Below are 23,840 nucleotides of genomic sequence, written 5' to 3'. Positions count from 1 at the left end.
CCCGTCCCCGGGCGCCGACGACCGCCGTCGTGCGGGTGCGGCCCAGACCCGACGGCCCCCGCCGTCCCCCCCGACCCGAAGGACCCTCCTCGTGAAGCACCGCACCCTGCGCGGCGTCGCCGCGCTCACCCTGGGCGCCGCCCTCGTCCTCTCCGGCTGCTCGTCGGAGGGCGGCGGTTCCGACGACGAGACGTCGGCGAGCCCGTCCGCCTCCGACGGCGCGACGTCGTCGCCCGAGGACGTCGCGGCGCTCGAGGCCGTGACGGTCACGGGCGACCCCGGCAGCGAGCCCACCGTCGAGTTCGAGGCCCCGCTCGAGGTCTCGGGCCCGGTCGCGCTCTCGCTCGGGGACGGCGACGGCGACGAGATCGCGAAGGGCCAGGAGGTGACGCTGCACCAGGCCGCGTACTCCGGCACGGACGCGTCGAAGCTCGGCTCCACGTGGGAGGACGACTCGGCGCAGCAGATCGTCCTCGACGACCAGGTGTACCCCCAGCTGCTCGAGGCGCTGGTCGGCAAGAAGGTCGGCACGCGCTTCCTGTTCGCCGCACCGGGGCAGGACGGCAGCGCTGTCCTCACCGTCGCCGAGGTCACCGAGGTCCGGGACGCCCCGGTCGCTCCGGACCCCGCCGACGTGCCGGACCGCGCCGAGGGCGAGGCCGTGACACCGGCCGACGGGCTGCCGGTCGTCACGCTCGACGACACGGGCAAGCCGTCGATCGAGATCCCCGAGGGCTACACCGCGCCGACCGAGCTCGTCGTGCAGCCGCTCATCAAGGGCACCGGCCCGGAGGTCACCGAGGACCAGACGGTCATCGCGCACTACACGGGCTGGAAGCTCGACGGCGAGCAGTTCGACTCGTCGTGGGACCGCGGCGAGCCCTCCACCTTCCCGCTGAGCGGCGTCGTCGCCGGCTGGACCCAGGGCCTGTCCGGCCAGACCGTCGGGAGCCAGGTGCTCCTCGTCATCCCGCCGGCCCTCGGCTACGGCGAGAAGAGCGACACGAACACGAACGAGCTCGCGGGCGAGACGCTCGTCTTCGTCGTGGACATCCTCGCGGCCTACTGACCTGCCGCCGCGTCACGGAGGGCCGCACCCCGCTCGGGGTGCGGCCCTCCGCGCGTCCGGGGGCGTGTCGGGACGCGGCGCGGGCGGGTCGTAGGCTCGACGCATGACGGACGCCTCCACGATCTCGGTCCCACCCGTGCCCGACGACGCCGCCGCCACCCCCTCGACCGCCCCGCCCGAGCGCGAGGTGCTCACGTGGGAGACCTTCGGCGTCGCCGCGCGCGAGCTCGCCGAGCAGGTCGTCGCGAGCGGGTTCCGCCCGGAGGTCGTCGTCGCGGTCGCCCGCGGCGGTCTCCTGCCCGGCGGCGCGGTCGCGTACGCGCTCGGGACCAAGGGCGTCGGGACGCTCAACGTCGAGTTCTACACCGACATCGGCCAGACCCTCACCGACCCGCGCGTGCTCCCGCCCCTCATGGACACGTCCGACCTGCCGGGCGCGCACGTGCTCGTGGTCGACGACGTCGCCGACTCCGGCCGGACGCTCGCCCTGGTCATGGACATGCTCAGCACCCACGGTGCCGAGGCCCGCTCCGCGGTGCTCTACACGAAGCCGCGCACGATCATCCAGCCGGACTACTCGTGGAAGGACACCGACCTCTGGATCACGTTCCCGTGGTCGGCCGACCCGCCCGTGGAGGGCGCGCAGTCCCGGCCGAACGACTGACCCGCCCGGACGACTGAGCCGGCTCGACGACCGAGCCGGCTCGACGACCGAGCCGGCTCGACGACGACGAAGCGGCCGCCCCCGTGGGGGGACGGCCGCTTCGTCGTGGATCAGGGTCGCGCGGGGATCAGAAGTCCCAGTCGTCGTCCTCGGTGTTGACCGCCTTGCCGATGACGTACGACGAGCCGGACCCGGAGAAGAAGTCGTGGTTCTCGTCGGCGTTCGGCGACAGCGCCGAGAGGATCGCCGGGTTGACGTCCGTCTCGTCCTTGGGGAAGAGCGCCTCGTAGCCGAGGTTCATGAGCGCCTTGTTGGCGTTGTACCGCAGGAACTTCTTGACGTCCTCGGTCAGCCCGACGCCGTCGTAGAGGTCCTCCGTGTACTGCACCTCGTTCTCGTAGAGCTCGAAGAGCAGCTCGAACGTGTACGCCTTGAGCTCGTCGCGCTCCTCCGGGGAGAGCTTCTCGAGGCCCTTCTGGAACTTGTAGCCGATGTAGTACCCGTGCACGGCCTCGTCACGGATGATGAGGCGGATGAGGTCGGCCGTGTTCGTCAGCTTCGCGCGCGACGACCAGTACATCGGCAGGTAGAAGCCGGAGTAGAAGAGGAACGACTCGAGCAGCGTGCTCGCGACCTTGCGCTTGAGCGGCGAGTCGCCCTTGTAGTACTCCATGACGATCTCGGCCTTGCGCTGGAGGTTCGGGTTCTCCTCCGACCAGCGGAACGCGTCGTCGATCTCGCGCGTGGAGCACAGCGTCGAGAAGATCGACGAGTAGCTCTTGGCGTGCACCGACTCCATGAACGCGATGTTGGTGTACACCGCCTCCTCGTGCGGCGTGATCGCGTCGGGGATGAGCGACACCGCGCCGACCGTGCCCTGGATCGTGTCCAGCAGCGTCAGGCCGGTGAACACGCGCATCGTGAGCTCCTGCTCCTGCGCGGTGAGCGTGTTCCACGACTGGATGTCGTTCGACACCGGCACCTTCTCGGGCAGCCAGAAGTTCCCGACGAGGCGGTCCCACACCTCGAGGTCCTTCTCGTCCTCGAGACGGTTCCAGTTGATCGCGCTCACGCGATCGATGAGCTTGAGCTTCCCGGTGGGACTCATGCCGGATTCTCTCCTTCGGGTAGACGCGGGGACTGCTGCTCCGCGTCAGCGATACAGAACTTGCACGTCGGGCTGGTGCGGCCCTTGTTCGTGTGATGACGGGTGTGAGCACTTCGCGCGCTCGACGGCTTGGGCACACCCTTCTGGGCGGCCGATCGCTTGGCACGAGTCTCCTCACTCGCCGTCCTACCGTAGTTCGGGTTCAGCTCACCGCGCCGCATGGCCGAGAGCGCCGCGCGAGCCTCGGGCGACATCGTGTGCCCGTAGCTCGGGTGCTCCGGCCCGAACTTCCCGTAGTTGGGGTTCTCCGGCCCGACAAACGTCCCCTTGCGCTGCTCCGACCAGAGAGCACGCTGCTCGTCCGAGTGCTTGTGACCGAAGAACGGGTTGAGCTCACCCGGGCGGCTGACCCCCTTGCGTCCTGTCGACCTGACCCGAGCCGCCTCGCGCTGCTCCGCGGTCCAGACGACTCCGGTCGGACCGAGTCCGCCGTCTGACACGTTCAGCAGCCGATGCCCGCTGGCGCGCAAGAACTCGATCCACTCGATCTCAGACTCACCGAGCGACTCCAGGTCTCCGAGAGCCGTCTCCAGGACGTCGACCACGACATCATGCTCGCCATGCTTGCGAAGCCAGTCGCAGAACGGCGTCCGCTGACCATCGCGCGCGTTCCGCAAGTGCTGGCGAAGCCGACGCGACGCAGCCTTCGTCGTGAGCCCGACGTAGCGGTACTCGTCGGACTCGCGCAAGCGGATGCCATACACGAGTCCGACGGGGACTCTGACCGCGAGGATCTCGTCGATCACGGTTCGTCGCTCACAGCATGCAGGAGACGCAGTTCTCCACTTCGGTCCCTTCGAGGGCCATCTGGCGGAGACGGATGTAGTAGAGCGTCTTGATGCCCTTGCGCCACGCGTAGATCTGCGCGCGGTTGACGTCGCGCGTCGTGACCGTGTCCTTGAAGAACAGCGTGAGGCTCAGGCCCTGGTCGACGTGCTGCGTCGCGGCGGCGTACGTGTCGATGATCTTCTCGTAGCCGATCTCGTACGCGTCCTCGTAGTACTCGAGGTTGTCGTTCGTCAGGTAGGGCGCCGGGTAGTAGACGCGCCCGATCTTGCCCTCCTTGCGGATCTCGATCTTCGACGGCACCGGGTGGATCGAGGACGTCGAGTTGTTGATGTAGGAGATCGAGCCCGTCGGCGGGACGGCCTGGAGGTTCTGGTTGTAGATCCCGTGCTCCATGACCGAGGCCTTGAGGGCTGCCCAGTCGCCCTGGGTCGGGATGTGCACGCCGGCGTCGGCGAAGAGCCGGCGCACGCGCTCGGTCGCGGGCTCCCACACGCGGTCGGTGTACTTGTCGAAGTACTCGCCCGTCGCGTACTTCGAGTCCTCGAAGCCGCCGAACGCACGCCCACGCTCGATCGCGAGGCGGTTCGACGCCGCGATCGCGTGGTAGGCGACCGTGTAGAAGTAGATGTTCGTGAAGTCGATGCCCTCCTCGGACCCGTAGTGGATCCGCTCGCGCGCGAGGTAGCCGTGGAGGTTCATCTGGCCGAGGCCGATCGCGTGCCCGGACTCGTTGGCACGCTTGATCGACGGCACCGACTCGATGCTCGTCTGGTCGGAGACCGCGGTGAGCGTGCGGATCGCGGTGTCGATCGTCTTCGCGAAGTCGGGCGAGTCCATCGTCTTGGCGATGTTCAGCGAGCCGAGGTTGCAGGAGATGTCGCGGCCGACGTGGTCGTACGAGAGGTCCTCGTTGAACGTCGACGGCGTCGAGACCTGGAGGATCTCCGAGCACAGGTTCGAGTGGGTGATGCGGCCCTTGATCGGGTTCGCCTTGTTCACCGTGTCCTCGAACATGATGTACGGGTAGCCGGACTCGAACTGGAGCTCGGCGATCGTCTGGAAGAAGTCGCGCGCCTTGATCTTCGTCTTGCGGATGCGCGAGTCGTCGACCATCTCGTCGTACTTCTCGGTGACGGAGATGTCGGCGAACGGCTTGCCGTAGACGCGCTCGACGTCGTACGGCGAGAAGAGGTACATGTCCTCGTTCTTCTTCGCGAGCTCGAACGTGATGTCCGGGATCACGACGCCGAGCGACAGCGTCTTGATGCGGATCTTCTCGTCCGCGTTCTCGCGCTTGGTGTCGAGGAACCGCATGATGTCGGGGTGGTGCGCGTGCAGGTACACGGCGCCGGCGCCCTGGCGCGCGCCGAGCTGGTTCGCGTAGGAGAACGAGTCCTCGAGCAGCTTCATCACGGGGATGACGCCGGACGACTGGTTCTCGATGTGCTTGATGGGCGCGCCGTGCTCGCGGATGTTCGACAGGAGCAGGGCGACGCCGCCGCCGCGCTTGGAGAGCTGCAGCGCGGAGTTGATGCCGCGCGCGATGGACTCCATGTTGTCCTCGATGCGCAGCAGGAAGCAGGACACGGGCTCGCCGCGCTGCGCCTTGCCGACGTTGAGGAACGTGGGGGTCGCGGGCTGGAAGCGGCCCGAGATGACCTCCTCGACGATGTCCAGCGCGGCCTGCTCGTTGCCGTCGGCGAGGCCGAGCGCGACCATGCAGACGCGGTCCTCGAAGCGCTCGAGGTAGCGCTTCCCGTCGAACGTCTTGAGCGTGTACGACGTGTAGTACTTGAAGGCGCCGAGGAACGTCTCGAAGCGGAACTTCTTGGCGTAGGCGAACTCGAACAGCGACTTCACGAACTCGCGGTCGTACTTCGCGAGGACGGCTGGGTCGTAGTACTTGTTCTCGACGAGGTAGTCCAGCTTCTCCGCGAGGTCGTGGAAGAAGACGGTGTTCTGGTTGACGTGCTGCAGGAAGTACTGCCGCGCGGCCTCACGGTCCTTGTCGAACTGGATCTCGCCGTTCGGGCCGTAGAGGTTGAGCATCGCGTTGAGCGCGTGGAAGTCGAGCTGGGTGCTCGCCAGCGGCACCTCGGTGACCGTGCCACCGCCTGCCACGCTCACGCCGGAATCCGTGACTGTCGTTGCCAAAATCGTCCCAATCCGTCGCGGACGCGCGCGGCGTCCTCGGCTGTTCCCAGGAGTTCGAAGGCGTACAGGTAGGGCACCTGGCACTTCGCGGAGATGATGTCGCCGGCGATGCAGTAGGCCTCGCCGAAGTTGGTGTTGCCGGCGGCGATGACGCCGCGGATCAACGACCGGTTGTGCACGTCGTTGAGGAACTTCACGACCTGGCGCGGGACGGCACCGCCCTCGTTGCCGCCCCCGTAGGTCGGGACCATGAGCACGTACGGCTCCTCGACGCGCAGGAAGCCCTCGGTCGGACGCAGCGGGATGCGCTGGACGTCCATGCCGAGGGCCGGCAGGTCGAGCCGCTGGACGAACCGGTGCGTGTTCTCGCTGACGCTGGAGAAGTACACGAGCGACCCCACGGGGACGCACCTCCGTCCTGCCCTGCTCCGCCTGCTTCCGTACGTGGTCCGGGCGCCTCGCGGCGCCGCGGGGAGACCGGTCAGGCGACGACCGGCGCGACCTTCTGCGCGAGGGCGGTGATCTGGTCGGGGCGGAACCCGGACCAGTGCTCGTCCCCGGCCACGACCACGGGCGCCTGCAGGTAGCCGAGACCGCGCACGAGCTCGAGCGCCTCGGCGTCCTGGGTGATGTCCACGACGGAGTACTCGATGCCCTTCTTGTCGAGAGCGCGGTACGTCGCGTCGCACTGGACGCAGGCCGGCTTGCTGTAGACCGTGACGCTCATGGGGTGGCTCCTCGTCTCGCGCTCTCGTCCGGGACGGTCCTCGGGGAGGGAGAAACTTCTCTGACCTCGAAGGACACCGGTGGAACTACGTCTGTGTGATTCGCCAGAAGGCCTCCGGCCCCCTGGGTGTGCAACCACTATACCTAGTGGTCGAGACCGTGCCACCGCACTAGATGTCGTGGTGGAACTTCACCCTGGCGGGTGTGCTAAGCGCCATGGATCCATAGTCCCAGGACCCTCTGACACGCCTCGTGAGGGCTTCGTCCACAGCCCGTCGTCCACCGTCCGAAGGCGTCCGAACGGCTCGTTCCCGCGCTCCGCGACGCGCCGTCCACAGGGTGGGGACGGTGTCGGTCCACACCCTGTGCGACCCCGCGAGGCCGCCCCGAGAGCACGCGTCCGCGGTCGTGCGACCCTCCCGGGGCGTCGTCCGAAACATCGCAATCCGGACCTTACGCGCGCGGAACTCGTCGGCGTGTCGCGTTCCCTCGGCGTGTCGCGCGACGACGCGCGGCGTGCGAGAAAGGTCACCTCGGTCTGGCTGCCCTGCAACCACGGTGCCCCCTCGGCGCACCAGGGTTCTCCCTCGGTCTACCAGGCCTCTACCTCGGCGGCTCCTGGACGCGCGAGGGCCCGCCCGGTGCGACCGGGCGGGCCCTCGCAGAACCGCCGCCCGCCTCACCGACGGGCAGGGCAGCGCCGTTCAGCGCCGTTCAGCGCCGTCAGGCGGTCTCGTCGACCGTCGGGAGCGCGTTCGACGCCGCGAGCCGGCGGTACCAGTGCGCGGAGTCCTTCCACGTGCGCTCGAGCGTGTCGTAGTCCACGCGGATGATGCCGAAGCGGCGCTCGTACCCGTAGCCCCACTCGAAGTTGTCGAGCAGGGACCACGCGAAATACCCGCGCACGTCGGCGCCGGCGTCGATCGCGGCGCCCACGGCGTCGACGTGGTCGTGCAGGTAGGCGACGCGGCGGTCGTCGTGCACGCGGGCGGTCCCGTCGGCGTCGACCGTGACCTCGTCGGCGAACGCGGCGCCGTTCTCGGTGACCATCATCGGCTGGTGCGGGTACGTCTTCGCCACGGAGACGAGCAGCTCGGTCATGCCGGCGGGCTCGATGTTCCAGCCCATGGCGGTGTACGGGCCGGGCTGCTGGACGAACTCCACGTCGTCGACGCCGATCCACGGGCTGTGGCTCGACGCGCCGTGGCCGTCGTTCTCGGACCGCTCGCCCTCGCCGGAGAAGTGGCGCACGCGCACCGTCGAGTAGTAGTTGACGCCGAGGATCGACAGCGGCTGGCGCACCGTCTCGAGGTCGCCCTCCTGCACGAACGACCAGTCGCTCACGTGCGCGGTGTCGGCGAGCAGGTCGGCGGGGTACTCGCCGTCGAGCATGGGGGCGAGGAACGCGCGGTTGGCGAGCGCGTCGATCTTGCGCACCGCGTCGAGGTCCGCGGCCGACGACGGGTCGTCGGGCCGGATGACGTGGAGGTTGAGCGTGACGGACGTCTTCGCGTCCTCGCCGAGCTCGTCGTGGATCGCCTGGACGGCGAGGCCGTGCGCGAGGTTGAGGTGGTGCACGGCCGCGAGCGCCGCGGCCGGCTCGGTGCGGCCGGGCGCGTGCACGCCGGAGCCGTAGCCGAGGTAGGCGGAGCACCACGGCTCGTTGAGCGTCGTCCAGGTGTCGATCCGGTCGCCGAGCTCGCGCGCCATGTGGCGGGCGTACTCGGCGAACGCGTACGCCGTGTCGCGGTTGGCCCAGCCGCCGGCGTCCTCGAGCTCCTGCGGGAGGTCCCAGTGGTAGAGCGTGACGACGGGCTTGACGCCCTTCTCGAGGAGCGCGTCGACGAGGCGCGAGTAGAACGCGACGCCCTCGGGGTTGAGCGGCCCGGTGCCGCCCGGCTGCACGCGCGACCACGAGATGGAGAACCGGTACGCGCCGAGACCGAGGTCGGCGATGTGCTGCACGTCCTCCTGCCACCGGTGGTAGTGGTCGTCCGCGACGTCGCCGGTGTCGCCGTTGAGCGTGCGGCCCGGGGTGTGGGAGTACGTGTCCCAGATGGACGGCGTGCGTCCGCCCTCGGCGGCGGCGCCCTCGATCTGGTAGGCGGCGGTGGCGGAGCCCCAGAGGAAGTCGGTGGGGAACGTGCGGCGGCCCGACGACGCAGGCGCGGCCTGGGCGTCGACGTCGACGGGGGCGGTGGTGTCGGTGGTCACGAGGGTCCTCGCTGGTCGGTCGTCGGACGACGCGGTCCGAGACGGTGGTCGGGTCGGTGGTTCGGCGCGGGCCGACGCCGGGCGGACGCACCATGGGAGCGCTTCCATGGTGCGTCCGCCCAGGATACGTCCTCAGCCGAGGTCGATCGTCACGCTCGTCGCGCCGTGCGCCTCGGCCGACGCCGCGCCGGCCCGCACGGACCAGGCCGCGGGGGCGTCGTCGGACGAGACGGTGAGGGTCGTACCCGACCGGCGCACGCGGAACGTGGCCCCGGCCGCGCCGTCCGACGGCGGGACGACCACGAGCTCGTCGTAGCCGTCGGGCAGCTCGAACGCGTGCAGCGTGACGCCGTCGGCCCAGTCGTAGTCCGGCCGGTCGGTGCGGGCGCCGACCGGGAGGACGGTCCCCGGGCGCACGAGCACCGGGAGCGAGTCGAACCCGTGCGTCTCGGTGACCCAGCGCGGGCCGGTCACGGTCTCGCTCAGGGCGGCGCCGTCGTCGGGCTGGACGAGACGCGTCCACGTGCCCTCCGGCACGTAGTACTCGACGCGGCCGTCCGCGCGGAACACCGGCGCGACGAGGAGCGCGTCGCCCAGCAGGTACTGCGTGTCCGCGGAGTACCCGGCGCGGTCGTGCGGGAGCTCGAGCACGAGCGGGCGCATCATCGGCACGCCGTCGGTGTGCGCCTCCTCGGCCACCCGCCCGAGGTACGGCATGAGCGAGAGCTTGAGGTGCGTGAACTTCCGCGTCACGTCGACGGCCTCGTCGTCGAACGCCCACGGGACCCGGACCGAGCCCGAGCCGTGCAGGCGCGAGTGCGACGACAGCAGGCCGAACGCCGTCCAGCGCTTGAACACGCCCGGGTCGGGCGTGCCCTCGAAGCCGCCCATGTCGTGGCTCCAGTAGCCGAACCCGGACATCGACATCGACAGGCCGCCGCGCAGCGACTCGGCCATCGACGCGTACGTCGAGTCGCAGTCGCCGCCCCAGTGCACCGGGAACTGCTGCCCGCCCGCGGTCGCGGACCGCGCGAACAGCACCGCGTCGCCCTCGCCGCGCTTGCGCTCGAGCAGCCGGAAGACGGCCTCGTTGTAGAGCTGGGCGTAGTAGTTGTGCATCTTGCGCGGGTCGGAGCCGTCGTGCCACGCGATCCCGTCGACGGGGATCCGCTCGCCGAAGTCGGTCTTGAAGCAGTCGACGCCCTGGTCGAGCAGGCCCTCGAGCTTCCCCACGTACCACGCCGTCGCGTCCGGGTTGGTGAAGTCCACCAGCCCCATGCCGGCCTGCCACAGGTCCCACTGCCACACGGACCCGTCCTCGCGCTTCACGAGGAAGCCCTGCTCCGCGGCCTCCGCGAAGAGCGGCGAGCGCTGCGCGACGTACGGGTTGATCCACACGCACACCTTGAGCCCGCGGTCGTGCAGACGCCGGAGCATGCCTTCGGGGTCGGGGAACGTGCGCGGGTCCCACTCGAAGTCGACCCACTGGTACTCGCGCATCCAGAAGCAGTCGAAGTGGAACACCGACAGCGGCAGGTCGCGCTCGGCCATGCCGTCGATGAAGCCGTTCACGGTCTGCTCGTCGTAGCTCGTCGTGAACGACGTCGTGAGCCACAGCCCGAACGACCACGCCGGCACGCGCGCGGGGCGGCCCGTCAGCGCGGTGTACCGGCGCAGCACGTCCTTGGGGGTGGGGCCCTGGATGACCAGGTACTCCAGCGACTGCCCCTCGACGGAGAACTGGACGCGCGTGTTCACCTCGGAGGCGACCTCGAACGAGACCTTCTCCGGGTGCTCGACGAACACCCCGTAGCCCTTGGTCGTGAGGTAGAGCGGCACGGACTTGTACGCCTGCTCGCTCGACGTCCCGCCGTCCTCGTTCCAGATGTCCACCACCTGGCCGTTCTTGACGAACGGGCCGAACCGCTCCCCCAGGCCGTAGACGAGCTCGCCCGGCTCGAGCGCGAGCTGCTCGTGCGTCCACGCGCCGCCGTCGTCCGACGTGACGTGCCCGACCGACTTCGGCAGCGAGGACGTGAGGACCTCGCCGTCCGCCTCGAAGTCCACGCGCCAGCGGTCGCCCCGGTGCACGCGCACCGCGAGGTCCTTGGACCGCAGGACCGCGACGTCGTCGTGCACCTCGACCTCGGGCCGGAACCCGGGCTCGCCGGTCACCTGGAACGCCGGGCCGCGGCGTACCGCGCCCTGGTGGTGCTCGACGCGCACGCGGATCACGCCGGGCGCGGGCGAGGAGTACGTCGTCGTGAGCATCGGGCGGTTGAGCGTGTCGCCCCGGCCGCGGATCTTCGCCGTCGGCGCGTACACGGTGAGCGTGCCGGCCGCCTCGTCCGCGCGGACGTCGTCGACCTCGACCGCGTAGAGCGGGTGCATGCCCGGTCGGACCTGCCAGTACCCGTCGGTGAACTTCATGGGTGGTGCTTCCTTCGTCGGTGCGTATCGGTGTCTCGGGGCGTCAGGCCGGGGGCCTCACTTGACGGCGCCGGCCGTCACGCCGCGGGTGAGGGTGCGCTGGAAGATGAGGAAGAAGATCAGCGCGGGGATCAGCGAGACGAGCGCGCCCGCGTTGGTCGTCGGGGCGTCCATCATCCGGTCGCCCTGGAGCGACGCGAGCGCGATGGGGATCGTCTGGGTGTCGTTGGTCGTGAGCATGACCAGCGGGATGAAGAACTCGTTCCAGGTCCAGATGAAGAAGAAGATCATGAGGACGCCGAGCGTCGGCCGGACGATCGGGTACACGACCTGCCACAGGATGCGCCAGCGGCCGGCGCCGTCGAGCTGCGCCGCCTCGAGGAGCGCGGGCGGGAACGTCCCGAGCACGGACGAGAGCAGGTAGGTGCCGAACGCCGCCTGGATGACCGTGAAGATGATGATGATCGACCACTGCGAGTTCGACAGGCCGACCTTCTGCGCCATGTCGAACAGCGGGTAGATGAGCGCCTCCTGCGGCAGCATGTTCGCCACGAGGAACAGCGTGACGATCCACAGCCGGCCCTTGATGCGGCCGACGCCGATCGCGTACGCGCTGAGGAGCGACAGGAGCGTCCCGAACACGGCGACGAGTGCCGAGATGAAGACGGAGTTCCAGAGCTTCTGCGGGAAGTTCGTGCGCGTCCAGAAGTTCTGGACGCCGTCGAGGTAGAGCTCGCTCGGGATGCTCAGCGGCCCGTCCTGGGAGTACTCGGCCGGGGACTTGAACGCGTTGAGCACCATGATGACGAACGGCGACAGCATGAGGAGCGCGACCAGGACCGCCGCGGCGAGCACGAACCAGCGACCGATCCCGCGGCGGTAGCGCTCGTCCTGCCGCGTCGCACGCAGGGCGCGGCGGGGGCGGGACGCGTCGGCGCCCGGCGCCACCGCGTCCGCGGGGGTGGTGGTGACGGTGGACATCAGCGGCCCTCCTGCTCACGACGCTCGGCGCGGCTCTGCAGCGCGAGGATCACGACGGCGACGACGATGATGACGAGGGTGAGCACGGTCGCCACCGCGGCGCCGTAGCCGACCTTCGACTTGTCGAAGAAGTTCAGGTACGAGTAGTAGCTCGGGACGAGCGTGGAGCTCTCGGGGCCGCCGCGCGTGAGCACGTAGATCGGTCCGAAGACTTTGAGCGCCGCGACGGTGCAGGTGAGCGTGACGACGAACGTCTCGGGACGGATCTGCGGGATCGTGATGGCCCCGAAGCGCCGCCACCAGCCGGCGCCGTCGAGCTCGGCGGCCTCGTAGAGCTCGGGGTCCACGCGCTGGAGCGCGGACATGAAGATGACCACCGGGTAGCCGATCTGCACCCAGATGAGCACGAGCATGACGCTCGGCAGCGCGGTCGAGGTGTCGCCCAGCCAGTTCGGCGGGTTCTCGACCCCGATCCCGCGCAGCATGACGTTGAGCGCGCCGGTCTGGGCGTTGAGGATCCAGTTCCACAGCACGCCGGCCACGGCGACCGGGAGGATCTGGGGCAGGTAGTACGTCGCGCGCAGGAACGCCGCGACGCGCGGCCCGAACCGGCGGCCGAGGTAGTCGAACAGCACGGCGGCGAGCACGAGGCCGACGAGGGTCGGCACGACCACCATCGCGAGGATCATCGCGATGGAGTTCTGGAACGAGGTCCAGAACGCCGAGTCGTGCATCAGGTCGGCGTAGTTCCCCAGCCCGTACCAGCGCATCGGCGCCATGCCGCCACGCCACTTGAACAGGCTGTAGTAGACGTTCATCGCGAACGGGTAGCCGATCACGACGACGAACGCCACCGCGCCGGGCAGGAGGTAGGGCAGGTACGGGAGCCAGGCGGGCCGGCGACGGCGGCGGCGGGCCGCGGTCGCGCGCGACGCCTCGCGCGCGGGTCCGGGCCCGGCGTCGGGCACGGTGTCGGTGCGGGTGGTCATGACGGTCTCTTTCGCGGGAGGTCCTCGGGCGGTGCTCGGGTGGTGCCCGGGCGGCCGGCCGACGAGGGTGCCGGCCGGCCGCCCGGGGCGGGCGGTTCCGCTCAGCTGTCGAGCAGGTCCGCCTTGCCGTCCACGTAGGCGGACTCGAGGCCGTCGAGCACCTCGGTCGGCGACTTCGACTGGTTGATGAGCGACTGGAGCTCGCTGACGATCACGTCGTAGTAACCGGGCACGGGCCAGTCGGGGTAGAACGCGAGGCCGTCGTCGTCGAGGATCGCCTGGAAGTTCTCCGTGAGCTGCTGCGTGCGCTCGTCCGTGATGACGGACGCGTCACCCGCGACGGGCAGGCCGCCCTTCTCCGCGAGGATGTCCTGCACCTCGGGGCGCAGCGTGACGTCGATGAACTCCTCGGCGAGGTCGGGCGAGTCCGCGTTCGCGGGGACGACCCACAGGTTGCCGGACGAGCCGACCTGGAGCGTGTTGCCGGGGAAGTTGAACTGACCCCAGTCGGCGTCCATCTCCTCGACGATGCGGCCGAACCACCACGAGCCGGAGACCATCATCGGGTAGGTGCCGTTGATGAAGGAGACGCCCATGTCCTCGGCGGTGAGCGCCGCGGAGTCGGACGCGACGTAGCCGTCCTTGATCCAGGAGTCGAGCTTCTCGGTCGCCTGCGTCATCTCGGGGCCGTGGAAGTCCGGGTCGCCGTCGAAGAGCTGGTACTGGTCGACGAAGTCCCGGTCCGCGTTCGCGAGCACGAGCTCGTACCAGAGCTGGCCCATCGGGTACTCGGCGCCCGCCTCGGCGAGCGGCGTGACGCCCTGGGCCTTGAAGGCCTGCATGACGGTCTCGAGCTCCTCGAGCGTCGTCGGTACCTCGAGCCCGAGCTCGGCGAACATGTCCTTGTTGTAGTAGACCTGGACGAACTCGCCGTAGTTCGGGACGCCGTACCACTCGCCCGAGCCCATGAGGCCCTGGTCGTCGTAGGTCGCGGTCGTCTGGAGCGAGCCGCTGAGCTTCTCGTCCCAGCCGCGCTCGGTCGCCGCGTCGGTGAGCGGGGTCAGCAGGCCCTGCGCGGCGAGCTGGCCGGCGGTCGCGTTGCCCTTGTTGTACTCCATGACGTCCGGCACGTCGTCGCCGGTGAGGACGATCTTGGCGTTCTTCTGGATCTGCTCGAACGTCTGCTTCTCGACGACGACGTCGACGTCCGGGTTCTCCTCCTCGAAGATCTCGATCGCCTTGGCCCAGGCCTGGCCCATGGCCGAGTCCTCGTTCTCGTAGTGCCAGATCGTCAGGGTCTGGTCGTCGGACCCGCCGCTGCCGCCGGAGCTCCCGCACGCCCCGAGGGCGAGTGGGAGCGCTGCCACGGCAGCGACGAGCGAGATCTTCCGGGATCGCAGCATGTGCGTGTCCTCCTCATCGAGTGTCCGGCGGGGGGCCGGAGGGCGGCCGGGCGTCGCCCGGCCGGTCGGTTCTCAGCGAGCCGCGGGCTCGGGGTCGTCGTCCGGTGCCCGGCCCGCCGCGGGGGCGACGCTGCTGCCGGGCTCGAGGACGCACGGGATGAGCACGTTCGGCGTGCTCGGACGGGAGCCGTCCACGAGGGACAGCAGCTTCTGCACGCCCAGGCGGCCGAGCTCGGCCCCGGGCGCGTGCATCGTGGTGAGCGGCGGGTTGCTCATCTCCCCGACGCCGGGCGACGTGACGATCGACAGGATCGACATGTCGCCGGGGATCGCGACGCCGCGCTGCTGGAGCTCGGCCACGACGCCGAACGTCGCGATCTCGTTCATGGTGACGAACGCCGTGAGGCGGGGCTCGCGTGCGAGCAGCGTCGCGACGGCGTCGCGGCCCGCGCTCGGCGACTCGTCGACGCGCAGCGCGACCGGTTCGAGCCCGCGACGGCGCATCGCCGCCTCGAAGCCCTCCTCGGCGCGGAACGTCGGCGCGTAGCCGTCGTCGGCCGTCGCCTGCGAGTGGTTGACGAGCGCCACGTGCCGGTGGCCCAGGTCGACGAGGTGCTGGACCGCGTCGTCCGTCGTGCGCTCGAAGTCGATGTCGACCGACGGACGGTCGGAGACGTCGCGCGTCCGGCCGATCATCGTGTACGGGACGCCGGCCTCGTGCAGCACGTCGACCCGCGCGTCGTCGAGCGCGACCTCCATGAGCAGGACGCCGTCCGCCATCCCCTGGCGCACGAGGTCGCGGACCTCCGCCGCCTGGGTCGTGCGGAAGGGCCACAGGACGAGGTGGTAGCCGTTCTCGCGCGCCGTCTGGGCCGCCGACGAGACGAACTCGGCGACCGTGCCGCCGAGGCCCTTTTCCATCGCGGGGTAGATGAGCGCCAGCACGTGGCTGCGGCGGGACGCGAGCCCGCGGGCCATCGCGTTGGGCTGGTAGCCGAGCTCGGCCATGGCGTCCTCGATGCGCCGGCGCGTGGCGTCGGAGACCGGGCGTGTGCCGGACAGGGCGTACGAGACCGTGCTCAGCGAGACCTGCGCGCGTCGCGCCACGTCCTGCATCGTCGCCATCGTCACCACTCCCCTGTGGTCCGGTCCGGCGCCTCGGCCGTCGAAGCGCTTCGTCGAAACGCGTCGTCGAAGCGCTTCGATGTTACGAGTATTGGTTGAACAAATGGGTGGAGTCAAGTCCGTCGAGCGAGAGCACGCTCTCTCGTTCCACGCGACGCCCCGACCTGCGGCGACGTCCGGACGCGCACGAGCCGCCGGGCGGCAGCACTGCTGCCCGGCGGCTCGACCCGCGCCCTTCGGGCGCCGGATGGGTCAGACCGAGAGGTCGACGCTCTCCCCGGCGCGCAGCACCTCGCGCACCCGCAGGTCGGGGTCCGTCACGACGACGTCGGCCCGCAGCCCGGCGACCAGGCCGCCGCGGTCGTCCAGGCCGAGCACCCCGGCCGGGGTCCACGACGCCGCGCGGACCGCGTCCACGAGCGGCACGCCCGCCGCGACCGTCTCGCGCACGACGTCGAGCAGGTGGTACGTGCCGCCCGCGATCGCGCCGCCCTCGGTGAGGCGCGCGACACCGTGCGCGACCGTGACGCGCATCGGGCCGAGCTCGTACGAGCCGTCCGCCATGCCCGCCGCCGCCATCGCGTCCGTGACGAGCGCGACGGCGTCGGGCCCGGCGACCGCGCCGTCCGCCCCGACGTGCGGGCCGACGAGCTCGACGACGCTGCGGATCGTGCCGTGCGCGAGGTGGGTGCCGTCGGCGACGAGCTCGACGACCATCTCCCCGCGCGCGGCCGCCGCGAGGCACGCGGCGACGGGCCCGGGCTCGCGGTGGTGCAGCGGCCGCATCCCGTTGAACAGGTGCGTCGCGGTGAGCCGCGCGCCCGGCCGGCCCGCGGCCGCGAAGGCCGCGAGGCCCGCCGCGATCGCCGCCTCGGTCTGCTCGGTGGTCGCGTCCGTGTGCCCGATCGAGGGCACGGCGCCGACCTCGACGAGCGTCTCGATCACACCCCCGGGCCCGACGACGCCCGGCACCTCGGGTGCGACCGTCATGGTGCGCAGGTACCCGCGGGCCGCGGCGGCGATCTCCCGGACGAGGCCCGGGTCGCCGTCGAGCATGTCGTGCGGGTTCTGCGCGCCGCACCGCACCTCGGAGAGGAACGGACCCTCGAGGTGGATGCCGACGATCTCGCCCGCCTCCGCGAGGTCGGCGAGCGTCGCCGCGCGGGCGAGCAGGACGTCGCGCGGCGCGGTCACGAGCGACGCGACGAGGCTCGTGGTGCCGTGCCGCAGGTGCTCGCGGGCCCCGCCGAGCGCGTCGGCCGCGCTCGTGGCGTCGGGGAAGCTCGATCCGCCGCCGCCGTGGTCGTGCACGTCCACGAGGCCCGGGAGCAGGGTCGCCCCGTCCCCCGCGGGGACGTCGTGGAACCCGGCGGCCGCCGCCCCCGCGCGCGGCCCGACCCACGCGACCCGCCCGTCGCGGACGGCCACGACGCCGTCGTCGAGCACCCCGTCCGGAGTGACGACGCGGCCCGCGAGGACGCGCGCGGTGCCGGGCTGCTGGTCGGGACGGGGGCTGCGGTCGGCGTCGGTCATGAGGCCATTCTGGCGCACTTCGTACACCCGGCGTGCAAACCTCTCGGGTCAGCCGTCGGACGCCTCGAGGAGCCGCCGCGCACCGCGCCCGAGGTGCAGCGCGAACAGCCGCTGGAACGTCGGCACGGCGAACGAGAACGGGCGCACCCACCACAGCACGGGCCGGCTGAAGACGTCGATGCGCCACCACAGGTCGCCGGCGTCGTCGCGCTCGACGGCGAAGCGCTCCTCCCCCACGAACGCGTGCCCCGGGAGCGTCCCGTAGGCGAAGCCCACGCGGTCCTCGGTGCGCTCGACCCACACGACCTCGCACGGCTCGTGCAGGCGCAGGCGCCCGACACCCAGCAGGGTCGTGACCCGCACGCCCGGGGCGGCGACCGCGGCGTCCGTCTCGAGGCGTACGCGTGCCGCGGCGTGCACCTGCCACGTGAGGAGCTGCTCGCCGAGCCGCGCGAGGTCCTCGGGCGGCCGGGCGCGGTCGGTGAGGCGGCGTCGCACGTGCAGGTGCCGGTACCCGGTGGGCCAGCGGTCCGTGCGCGTCGCCCCGACCTCGGGGTAGGTGAACGTCATGCCGTGCTCCTCTCGGCCCCCGGGCGGGGGCTCGTCGGGTCCGAGTCCCCTGCCGGGGCCGGGGTCGTGCCGTCGCGCGCGAGCAGCCGGACGCCGAGCAGCGCGCACAGCACGAAGCCGAGCGCGTTCCCGACCCCGTGCGTCGCGGCCATGACGTCGAGGCTCGGGTGCGCGAACCCGAGGGCCTCGCCACCCGCCCACCACAGCGCGAGCACCATCGACGCGCTCACGACGACGGCCGCCGTCCCGAGCAGCACCCGGGCCGCGGCCGGTCGTCCGCCCGGTCGTGCGAGCGACCGCGCGACGGCGGCCGCCGTCGCCCACAGCGCGAGGGTGAGGACGACCGCCCCGACGAGCTCGGCGACGTCGCCCACGAAGTACCCGGCGAGCACGAGCGCCGTCCCGGCCGGGACGCCCCAGGCGCCCGCCGTCGCGAGCCGGTCGTCCGGGGCGAGCCGGGCGACCGCCCCGGCGACGAGCGCCGCCCCGAAGCCCGCGTAGAGCATGTGCGGCACCGTGAGCGCGAGGTAGGTGCCCGAGAACCCGAGCAGCCCCCACTCCGCCCGCTCGGCGACGAGGGCGCTCGCCCCCACCGCGGGCAGCACGAGCGCGGTCACGGTCGCCACCCGTGCGGCGAGGTCGACGCGCGGCGGTACCTCGCCCGGGATCTCACCCCGGCCGCCGGGCGCGACGGCGCGTGCTCGCGGCCGGAGAGATCGTCCCGTCCCGGGGCGCAGCGTCCGCACCGCCAGACGGACGCCCGCCCCGAGCAGGACGGCGGACGCGAGCACGAAGGGCAACGTCAGCACGACGGCCAGCCGGCTGTGCGGCAGCAGAAGGCTCGCGACGGCGGCGGCACCGGCGAGCGGCCAGGCGGCGCTGCGCGGCGCCGGGACGACCTGCGGCCCGAGGAGCCGGAGCCCCAGCGGGAGCACGACCACCGCGCCGAGCGCCACGAGCAGCCCGACCACCGCCTCCCCCGCGGGGCTCACGACGACACCTCGCGGCCCGGGGTCGGCGCCGAGACGTCCCGGACGAGGCGCAGGGCGTCGTCGACCACGCCGCGGGCGACCGGCAGGCGCGCGAGCCGGACGAGGCTGCCGACGAGCGCGGCGCCGCCGTCGACGAGGCGGCGCGTGCGCGCGAACCCGGGCGACGAGTCGTAGACCCAGAAGAGCGTGATGCCGAGCTGCGCGAGCCACAGCAGCTCGGGAAGGCGCGGGCGGAGGTACGCCGGCACGCGCGACGACGTCCCCGCCACGACCTCCTCGAAGAGGTCCCGCGAGAGGTCGCGCGCGTCGGTCGACGCTGCCGAGAACGGGCTCGCGTCGGAGCCCGGACGGATCGCGACCGAGACGAACTCCGCGCCGAACGCGTGGAACGGGGCGAACGCGTCGATCGCCGCGCCCCACACGCCGCGCAGCCGGTCGGAGAGCGACCCGCCCGCCGCGAGGACCGGCGCGGCGAGCACGGCGTGCTCGCGCTGCACGTCGAGGTAGAGCTCCTGGACGAGCGCGTCCTTCGACGGGAAGTGGTAGTACGCGTTCCCCGTGCTCACGCCCGCCTCCGCGGCGACGGCACGCATCGTCGTGCGCTCGTAGCCGACGTCGCGCAGCATCCGGATCGCGACCTCGCGCAGGTGCGCGCGGGTCCGCTCGGACTTCGGCGTGGCGCTCATGCCGGGTTCTTTTTGAACATGTTCAAAAAATACCACGACGCGACACCAGCACGTGCGGAGCAGGGACGGCGCAGAGTCCGGATCGCCGGCGTATCCCGTGGTACGTGGCCGCCGTCAGCCGCCGAGCAGCCGGTCCCGGAGAGACGAGCATGCGGGGGGGGGGGGGGGGGGGGGGGGGGGGGGCGGGGGGGGGGGCCCCGGGGGGGGGGGGCGCGGGGGGCCCCCCCCCCCCCCCCCCCCCCCCCCCCCCCCCCCCCCCCCTTGCTCGGCGGGTCGGGGTCGGGCGTCAGAAGAGGCGCGAGTCGACGTCGTCGACGCCGCGCATCGCGTCGTAGTCGAGCACGAGGCAGCCGATGCCGCGGTCCGTCGCGAGCACGCGCGCCTGCGGCTTGATCTCCTGCGCGGCGAACACGCCGCGCACGGGCGCGAGCAGCGGGTCGCGGTTGAGCAGCTCGAGGTAGCGCGTGAGCTGCTCGACGCCGTCGATGTCGCCCCGGCGCTTGATCTCGACCGCGACCGTCGCGCCGAGCGGGTCCTTGGCGAGGATGTCGACGGGGCCGATCGCCGTCGGGTACTCGCGGCGCACGAGGGTGTGGCCCGAGCCGAGCAGCTCGATCTGCGCGGCCAGCATCTCCTGGAGGTGGGCCTCGACGCCGTCCTTGACGAGCCCCGGGTCGATGCCGAGCTCGTGCGAGCTGTCGTGCTGCACCTCGTGCAGCTCGATCTCCAGCCGGTCGTCGCTCTTCGCGTGCTGCACGGCCCAGACCTCCGTCACGCCACGCTCACGCGCCTCGTCGGAGGGCGCGCGCACCGCGAGCGTGCAGGGCGGGCTCATCCAGTTCAGCGGCTTGTACGACCCGCCGTCCGAGTGCAGCAGCACGCTCCCGTCGGCCTTGACGATGAGCACGCGCGTCGCGAGCGGCAGGTGCGCGGACAGGCGGCCGGTGTAGCGGGCGGAGCAGCGGGCGACGACGAGACGCATGAGGCGGGTCCTCCGGGTCGGTGGTGGGCGGTCCGGTCACGGCGTCTGCCCTCCGGGCGACGCCTCAGACGACGACGTCGCGCCGGCCCGGGGGCGCGGCCTCCAGCCAGGAGGCGAGGCCCTCGTAGGCGGCCCGCGACATCGTGAGCTCGAAGTCCTCGCCGCGGTAGCGGCACCGGACGAGGTAGGTGTCGGCGCTCCCGCCCGCGAGCGGTTCGCGACCCGCGATGACGAGGTCGTAGCGGGACCACGTGCGGGCCGGCCGGAGCGAGACCGACCACAGGCGCCACCAGTCGATGCGGCCGACGCCGTAGTGCGCGATGCCCGCGACCCACGGGGCCCCGGGGGCGGCCGCGCGTCGCGCGCCGCACTCGAACGAGCCGACGCGGTGCGACAGGGCCCGCAGACGCCACGCCCCCAGCCCGATCGCGACAAGGACGAGGACGAGCAGTCCGAGCGCGATCCAGGCCAGGGGCGTCATGGTCGGGCGAAGGTCAGCGGGCCGGTACGGACTCGACCGAGTCCGCGACGATCGTGACCTGGTTCGAGTCGACGGAGAGGAACCCGCCGGAGACGCGGACCTCGAGGGACTCCCCCTCGCCCGCGATGCGTACCGAGCCCTCCTGCAGCACGGAGAGCAGCGGCGAGTGGTCCGCGAGGATGCCGATCTCGCCGTCCGCCGCGGGGGCCGTGACCCGCTGCGCGCGGCCCGACCAGATCTTGCGGTCCGCCGCCACGAGGTCGACGTTCAGCTGTGCCACGGGAACTCCTTCATGGGCGGTTCATGCCCGGTGTGCTGTCCGGGACGACGCCCGGTCCGCGTGCGGCGGACCGGGTCGGGAGCGACGCCCACGGGGCCGGACCGTGCGGCCCGGCCCCGTGCGAGCGTCGGGTCAGGCGCCGTACTCCTTCTGGATGCGGGCCCAGTTGCGCTCGAGGTCCTCGAGGCCACCGATGTTGTAGAAGGCCTGCTCGGAGATGTGGTCGAACTCGCCGTCGGCGATCTTCTTGAACGCCTCGATGGTCTCGCTCAGCGGGACGGTCGAGCCCACGACGCCGGTGAACTTCTCGGCCATGTAGGTGTTCTGGGAGAGGAACTGCTGGATGCGGCGCGCACGCGCGACGACCGTCTTGTCCTCCTCCGAGAGCTCGTCCACACCGAGGATCGCGATGATGTCCTGGAGCTCCTTGTTGCGCTGCAGGATCGACTTCACGCGCGTCGCGACGTCGTAGTGCTCCTGGCCCACGTAGCGCGGGTCGAGGATGCGGCTCGTCGAGGCGAGCGGGTCCACCGCGGGGTAGAGACCGCGCGAGGCGATCTCACGGGAGAGCTCGGTCGTCGCGTCGAGGTGCGCGAACGTCGTCGCCGGCGCCGGGTCGGTGTAGTCGTCCGCCGGGACGTAGATCGCCTGGAGCGACGTGATCGAGTGACCACGCGTCGAGGTGATGCGCTCCTGGAGCAGACCCATCTCGTCGGCGAGGTTCGGCTGGTAGCCGACCGCGGACGGCATGCGCCCGAGCAGCGTCGACACCTCGGAACCCGCCTGCGTGAAGCGGAAGATGTTGTCGATGAACAGGAGGACGTCCTGCTTCTTCACGTCACGGAAGTACTCCGCCATGGTCAGCGCGGAGAGCGCGACGCGAAGACGCGTACCCGGGGGCTCGTCCATCTGGCCGAAGACGAGGGCCGTCTTGTCGAAGACGCCCGCGTCCTCCATCTCGTGGATGAGGTCGTTGCCCTCACGCGTGCGCTCGCCGACGCCGGCGAACACCGAGACACCGCCGTGGTCCTGCGCGACGCGCTGGATCATCTCCTGGATGAGGACCGTCTTGCCGACGCCCGCACCACCGAAGAGACCGATCTTCCCACCCTGGACGTACGGGGTGAGGAGGTCGATGACCTTGATGCCCGTCTCGAACATCGTGGTCTTCGACTCGAGCTGGTCGAACGCCGGGGGCTTGCGGTGGATCGGCCAGCGCTCGGTGATCTCGATCGTCTCGCCGGGCTCGGCGTTGAGGACGTCGCCCGTGACGTTGAAGACCTTGCCCTTGGTGACGTCGCCGACGGGGACGCTGATCGGGGCGCCCGTGTCGGTGACCTGCGCGCCGCGGACGAGGCCGTCCGTCGGCTTGAGGGCGATCGCGCGGATGAGCGAGTCGCCCAGGTGCTGGGCGACCTCGAGCGTGAGCGTGAAGGACTTCTCGCCCTCGCCCTGCGACGACAGGTCGATCTCGACGGTCAGCGCGTTGTAGATGTCGGGGATGGCGTCCGCCGGGAACTCGATGTCCACGACGGGGCCGATCACACGAGCGACTCGGCCCACGCCGGGACCGCTGGAGTGCTCGACCTGTGCTTCCACGGTGGTGGCGGTCATTGCTGGCCTCGCTTCGCAGTGCCGGAGTGGTCCCCGGCGGGTTCGGTCAGGATGTCGGTGATGGTGCTGGCCGCGCGGGCCTCGCGGCCCGTCATGACGCCGCCAGGGCGTCGGCACCCGAGACGATCTCGCTGATCTCCTGGGTGATGTCCGCCTGGCGCGCCTGGTTCGCGAGCCGCGTGTAGTTGCGGATGAGGTCCTCCGCGTTGTCCGTCGCGGTGTGCATCGCCCGCTGACGCGCCGCGAGCTCGGACGCCGCCGCCTCGAGGAGGCAGCTGAAGATCCGGCTGCGCACGTAGCGCGGGAGCAGCGCGTCGAGCACCGCCTCCGGCGAGGGCTCGAAGTCGTACAGCGGGAGCACGTCGTGCTTGCCGGCGGGGGCGACGCCCTCGACGACCTCGAGCGGGAGCATCCGCACGACGCGGGGGCGCTGCGTGACCATGTTGACGAACTGCGTGTAGACGATGTGCAGCTCGCTCACGCCGCCCTCGGCGGCCGGGGCGAGGAACGCTCCGAGCAGGGTCTCGGCGATCTCGCCGGCGACCTCCGCGTTCGGGGCGTCCGAGCCGTACGACCACGTGCCCGCGAGCTCGCGCCCGCGGAACGTGTAGTACTGGATCGCCCGACGGCCGGCCGCGTAGAGCGCGACCTCCTTGCCCTCGGTGGTGAGCCGCTCCACGAGGCGCTCCGTCTCGCGGATGATCGACGCCGAGTAGGCGCCGGCCATGCCGCGGTCGGACGCGACGACGAGCACCGCGACACGGTTGGTGTCCGTGCGCTCGCTCGTCAGCGGGTGCTGCGTCGTCGTGTGCGTCGCGACGGCCGACACCGCCCGGGTGATCGCCCGGGCGTACGGCGCCGCGGCCGCGGTGCGGTCGCGGGCCTTGCCGATGCGCGACGCGGCGATGAGCTCCTGCGCGCGGAACATCTTCTTGAGCGACTGCGTCGACTTGATCCGCTGCTTGTAGACGCGCTGGGATCCGGCCATGC

22 protein-coding genes are annotated in these 23,840 nt (G+C 71.3%); 2 read left to right on the top strand and 20 right to left on the bottom strand.

Annotated elements, in window-relative coordinates; translation table 11 throughout:
* Window positions 1-91 precede the first annotated feature (91 nt).
* Together ABIE39_RS10525 and ABIE39_RS10520 are read left to right on the top strand one after the other, a co-directional pair.
* Window positions 92-1,069 carry an FKBP-type peptidyl-prolyl cis-trans isomerase gene (locus ABIE39_RS10525; RefSeq protein WP_175009186.1) on the top strand — a complete coding sequence of 326 codons (978 nt, stop codon included), beginning with the start codon at window positions 92-94 and terminating at the stop codon, window positions 1,067-1,069.
* 103 nt (window positions 1,070-1,172) lie between these two features.
* A complete protein-coding gene (locus ABIE39_RS10520) occupies window positions 1,173-1,733 on the top strand; it encodes a phosphoribosyltransferase family protein (protein WP_175009185.1) in 561 nt (186 codons plus the stop codon).
* Window positions 1,734-1,860: 127 nt separating this feature from the next.
* Here the strand turns inward: ABIE39_RS10520 and nrdF are convergent, their stop codons facing one another.
* The 20 genes from nrdF to ABIE39_RS10420 all read right to left on the bottom strand — a co-directional run bounded on the left by nrdF (window position 1,861) and on the right by ABIE39_RS10420 (window position 23,838).
* A complete protein-coding gene (gene nrdF, locus ABIE39_RS10515; protein WP_021480852.1) occupies window positions 1,861-2,841 on the bottom strand; it encodes a class 1b ribonucleoside-diphosphate reductase subunit beta in 981 nt (326 codons plus the stop codon).
* Entirely contained in the window at window positions 2,838-3,647 is an 810-nt protein-coding gene (locus tag ABIE39_RS10510) for an NUMOD3 domain-containing DNA-binding protein (protein WP_209829590.1), read from the bottom strand. The genes nrdF and ABIE39_RS10510 overlap by 4 nt, the downstream gene beginning before the upstream one ends.
* A 10-nt stretch (window positions 3,648-3,657) precedes the next feature.
* A complete protein-coding gene (gene nrdE / locus ABIE39_RS10505) occupies window positions 3,658-5,817 on the bottom strand; it encodes a class 1b ribonucleoside-diphosphate reductase subunit alpha (RefSeq protein ID WP_502914851.1) in 2,160 nt (719 codons plus the stop codon).
* The gene (gene nrdI / locus ABIE39_RS10500) at window positions 5,814-6,245 is read right to left on the bottom strand and encodes a class Ib ribonucleoside-diphosphate reductase assembly flavoprotein NrdI (RefSeq protein WP_021480850.1); all 432 of its coding nucleotides are present in this window, start codon (window positions 6,243-6,245) and stop codon (window positions 5,814-5,816) included. The genes nrdE and nrdI overlap by 4 nt, the downstream gene beginning before the upstream one ends.
* Window positions 6,246-6,325: 80 nt before the next feature.
* Entirely contained in the window at window positions 6,326-6,571 is a 246-nt protein-coding gene (gene nrdH, locus ABIE39_RS10495; RefSeq protein ID WP_074807501.1) for a glutaredoxin-like protein NrdH, read from the bottom strand.
* Window positions 6,572-7,293: 722 nt separating this feature from the next.
* A complete protein-coding gene (locus ABIE39_RS10490) occupies window positions 7,294-8,784 on the bottom strand; it encodes a GH1 family beta-glucosidase (protein WP_354051653.1) in 1,491 nt (496 codons plus the stop codon).
* 132 nt (window positions 8,785-8,916) lie between these two features.
* Window positions 8,917-11,214, bottom strand: a complete 2,298-nt coding sequence (gene yicI, locus ABIE39_RS10485) for an alpha-xylosidase (RefSeq protein WP_175009181.1) — start codon at window positions 11,212-11,214, stop codon at window positions 8,917-8,919.
* 57 nt (window positions 11,215-11,271) lie between these two features.
* On the bottom strand, window positions 11,272-12,195 hold the full coding sequence (locus tag ABIE39_RS10480; RefSeq protein WP_175009180.1) for an ABC transporter permease subunit: 924 nt from the start codon (window positions 12,193-12,195) through the stop codon (window positions 11,272-11,274).
* Window positions 12,195-13,184 carry a carbohydrate ABC transporter permease gene (locus ABIE39_RS10475; protein ID WP_354051651.1) on the bottom strand — a complete coding sequence of 330 codons (990 nt, stop codon included), beginning with the start codon at window positions 13,182-13,184 and terminating at the stop codon, window positions 12,195-12,197. The genes ABIE39_RS10480 and ABIE39_RS10475 overlap by 1 nt, the downstream gene beginning before the upstream one ends.
* Before the next feature lie 101 nt (window positions 13,185-13,285).
* Window positions 13,286-14,587, bottom strand: a complete 1,302-nt coding sequence (locus ABIE39_RS10470) for an ABC transporter substrate-binding protein (RefSeq protein ID WP_354051649.1) — start codon at window positions 14,585-14,587, stop codon at window positions 13,286-13,288.
* A 72-nt stretch (window positions 14,588-14,659) separates the two neighbouring features.
* Window positions 14,660-15,712 carry a LacI family DNA-binding transcriptional regulator gene (locus ABIE39_RS10465; protein ID WP_354051647.1) on the bottom strand — a complete coding sequence of 351 codons (1,053 nt, stop codon included), beginning with the start codon at window positions 15,710-15,712 and terminating at the stop codon, window positions 14,660-14,662.
* Between the two features lie 252 nt (window positions 15,713-15,964).
* On the bottom strand, window positions 15,965-17,245 hold the full coding sequence (locus ABIE39_RS10460) for an N-acetylglucosamine-6-phosphate deacetylase (protein ID WP_354051645.1): 1,281 nt from the start codon (window positions 17,243-17,245) through the stop codon (window positions 15,965-15,967).
* A 48-nt stretch (window positions 17,246-17,293) separates the two neighbouring features.
* Window positions 17,294-17,815, bottom strand: coding sequence for a DUF1990 family protein (locus ABIE39_RS10455; protein WP_175009177.1), 522 nt, complete (start codon window positions 17,813-17,815; stop codon window positions 17,294-17,296).
* Window positions 17,812-18,807, bottom strand: a complete 996-nt coding sequence (locus ABIE39_RS10450) for a YndJ family transporter (RefSeq protein WP_354051644.1) — start codon at window positions 18,805-18,807, stop codon at window positions 17,812-17,814. Before ABIE39_RS10450 ends, ABIE39_RS10455 begins: the two co-directional genes overlap by 4 nt.
* Complete coding sequence (locus tag ABIE39_RS10445; RefSeq protein ID WP_354051642.1) at window positions 18,804-19,493, bottom strand: TetR/AcrR family transcriptional regulator; 690 nt, start codon at window positions 19,491-19,493, stop codon at window positions 18,804-18,806. Before ABIE39_RS10445 ends, ABIE39_RS10450 begins: the two co-directional genes overlap by 4 nt.
* A 286-nt stretch (window positions 19,494-19,779) precedes the next feature.
* Window positions 19,780-20,475, bottom strand: a complete 696-nt coding sequence (gene nucS / locus ABIE39_RS10440) for an endonuclease NucS (RefSeq protein WP_175009175.1) — start codon at window positions 20,473-20,475, stop codon at window positions 19,780-19,782.
* Between the two features lie 64 nt (window positions 20,476-20,539).
* Window positions 20,540-20,956, bottom strand: a complete 417-nt coding sequence (locus ABIE39_RS10435; protein ID WP_175009174.1) for a DUF2550 domain-containing protein — start codon at window positions 20,954-20,956, stop codon at window positions 20,540-20,542.
* 13 nt (window positions 20,957-20,969) lie between these two features.
* Complete coding sequence (locus ABIE39_RS10430; protein WP_021480887.1) at window positions 20,970-21,236, bottom strand: F0F1 ATP synthase subunit epsilon; 267 nt, start codon at window positions 21,234-21,236, stop codon at window positions 20,970-20,972.
* Between the two features lie 132 nt (window positions 21,237-21,368).
* Entirely contained in the window at window positions 21,369-22,850 is a 1,482-nt protein-coding gene (gene atpD, locus ABIE39_RS10425; RefSeq protein WP_175009173.1) for a F0F1 ATP synthase subunit beta, read from the bottom strand.
* A gap of 91 nt (window positions 22,851-22,941) precedes the next feature.
* A complete protein-coding gene (locus ABIE39_RS10420) occupies window positions 22,942-23,838 on the bottom strand; it encodes a F0F1 ATP synthase subunit gamma (RefSeq protein WP_074807528.1) in 897 nt (298 codons plus the stop codon).
* Window positions 23,839-23,840 lie beyond the last annotated feature (2 nt).

This window comes from Cellulosimicrobium sp. 4261 (genome assembly GCF_040546915.1).
In the GTDB taxonomy this organism is placed as follows: domain Bacteria; phylum Actinomycetota; class Actinomycetes; order Actinomycetales; family Cellulomonadaceae; genus Cellulosimicrobium; species Cellulosimicrobium cinnabarinum.
This window is presented reverse-complemented; position numbering and strand designations above follow the sequence as displayed.

Excerpts from the sequence above, each read along its gene's own strand:
- yicI (WP_175009181.1), bottom strand. The coding sequence starts at position 11,214 with ATGAAGTTCACCGACGGGTACTGGCAGGTCCGACCGGGCATGCACCCG.
- ABIE39_RS10455 (WP_175009177.1), bottom strand. The coding sequence starts at position 17,815 with ATGACGTTCACCTACCCCGAGGTCGGGGCGACGCGCACGGACCGCTGG.
- ABIE39_RS10435 (WP_175009174.1), bottom strand. The coding sequence starts at position 20,956 with ATGACGCCCCTGGCCTGGATCGCGCTCGGACTGCTCGTCCTCGTCCTT.
- ABIE39_RS10445 (WP_354051642.1), bottom strand. The coding sequence starts at position 19,493 with ATGAGCGCCACGCCGAAGTCCGAGCGGACCCGCGCGCACCTGCGCGAG.
- nucS (WP_175009175.1), bottom strand. The coding sequence starts at position 20,475 with ATGCGTCTCGTCGTCGCCCGCTGCTCCGCCCGCTACACCGGCCGCCTG.
- ABIE39_RS10460 (WP_354051645.1), bottom strand. The coding sequence starts at position 17,245 with ATGACCGACGCCGACCGCAGCCCCCGTCCCGACCAGCAGCCCGGCACC.
- atpD (WP_175009173.1), bottom strand. The coding sequence starts at position 22,850 with ATGACCGCCACCACCGTGGAAGCACAGGTCGAGCACTCCAGCGGTCCC.
- ABIE39_RS10480 (WP_175009180.1), bottom strand. The coding sequence starts at position 12,195 with ATGTCCACCGTCACCACCACCCCCGCGGACGCGGTGGCGCCGGGCGCC.
- ABIE39_RS10470 (WP_354051649.1), bottom strand. The coding sequence starts at position 14,587 with ATGCTGCGATCCCGGAAGATCTCGCTCGTCGCTGCCGTGGCAGCGCTC.
- ABIE39_RS10420 (WP_074807528.1), bottom strand. The coding sequence starts at position 23,838 with ATGGCCGGATCCCAGCGCGTCTACAAGCAGCGGATCAAGTCGACGCAG.
- ABIE39_RS10520 (WP_175009185.1), top strand. The coding sequence starts at position 1,173 with ATGACGGACGCCTCCACGATCTCGGTCCCACCCGTGCCCGACGACGCC.
- ABIE39_RS10465 (WP_354051647.1), bottom strand. The coding sequence starts at position 15,712 with ATGGCGACGATGCAGGACGTGGCGCGACGCGCGCAGGTCTCGCTGAGC.
- ABIE39_RS10475 (WP_354051651.1), bottom strand. The coding sequence starts at position 13,184 with ATGACCACCCGCACCGACACCGTGCCCGACGCCGGGCCCGGACCCGCG.
- nrdF (WP_021480852.1), bottom strand. The coding sequence starts at position 2,841 with ATGAGTCCCACCGGGAAGCTCAAGCTCATCGATCGCGTGAGCGCGATC.
- nrdH (WP_074807501.1), bottom strand. The coding sequence starts at position 6,571 with ATGAGCGTCACGGTCTACAGCAAGCCGGCCTGCGTCCAGTGCGACGCG.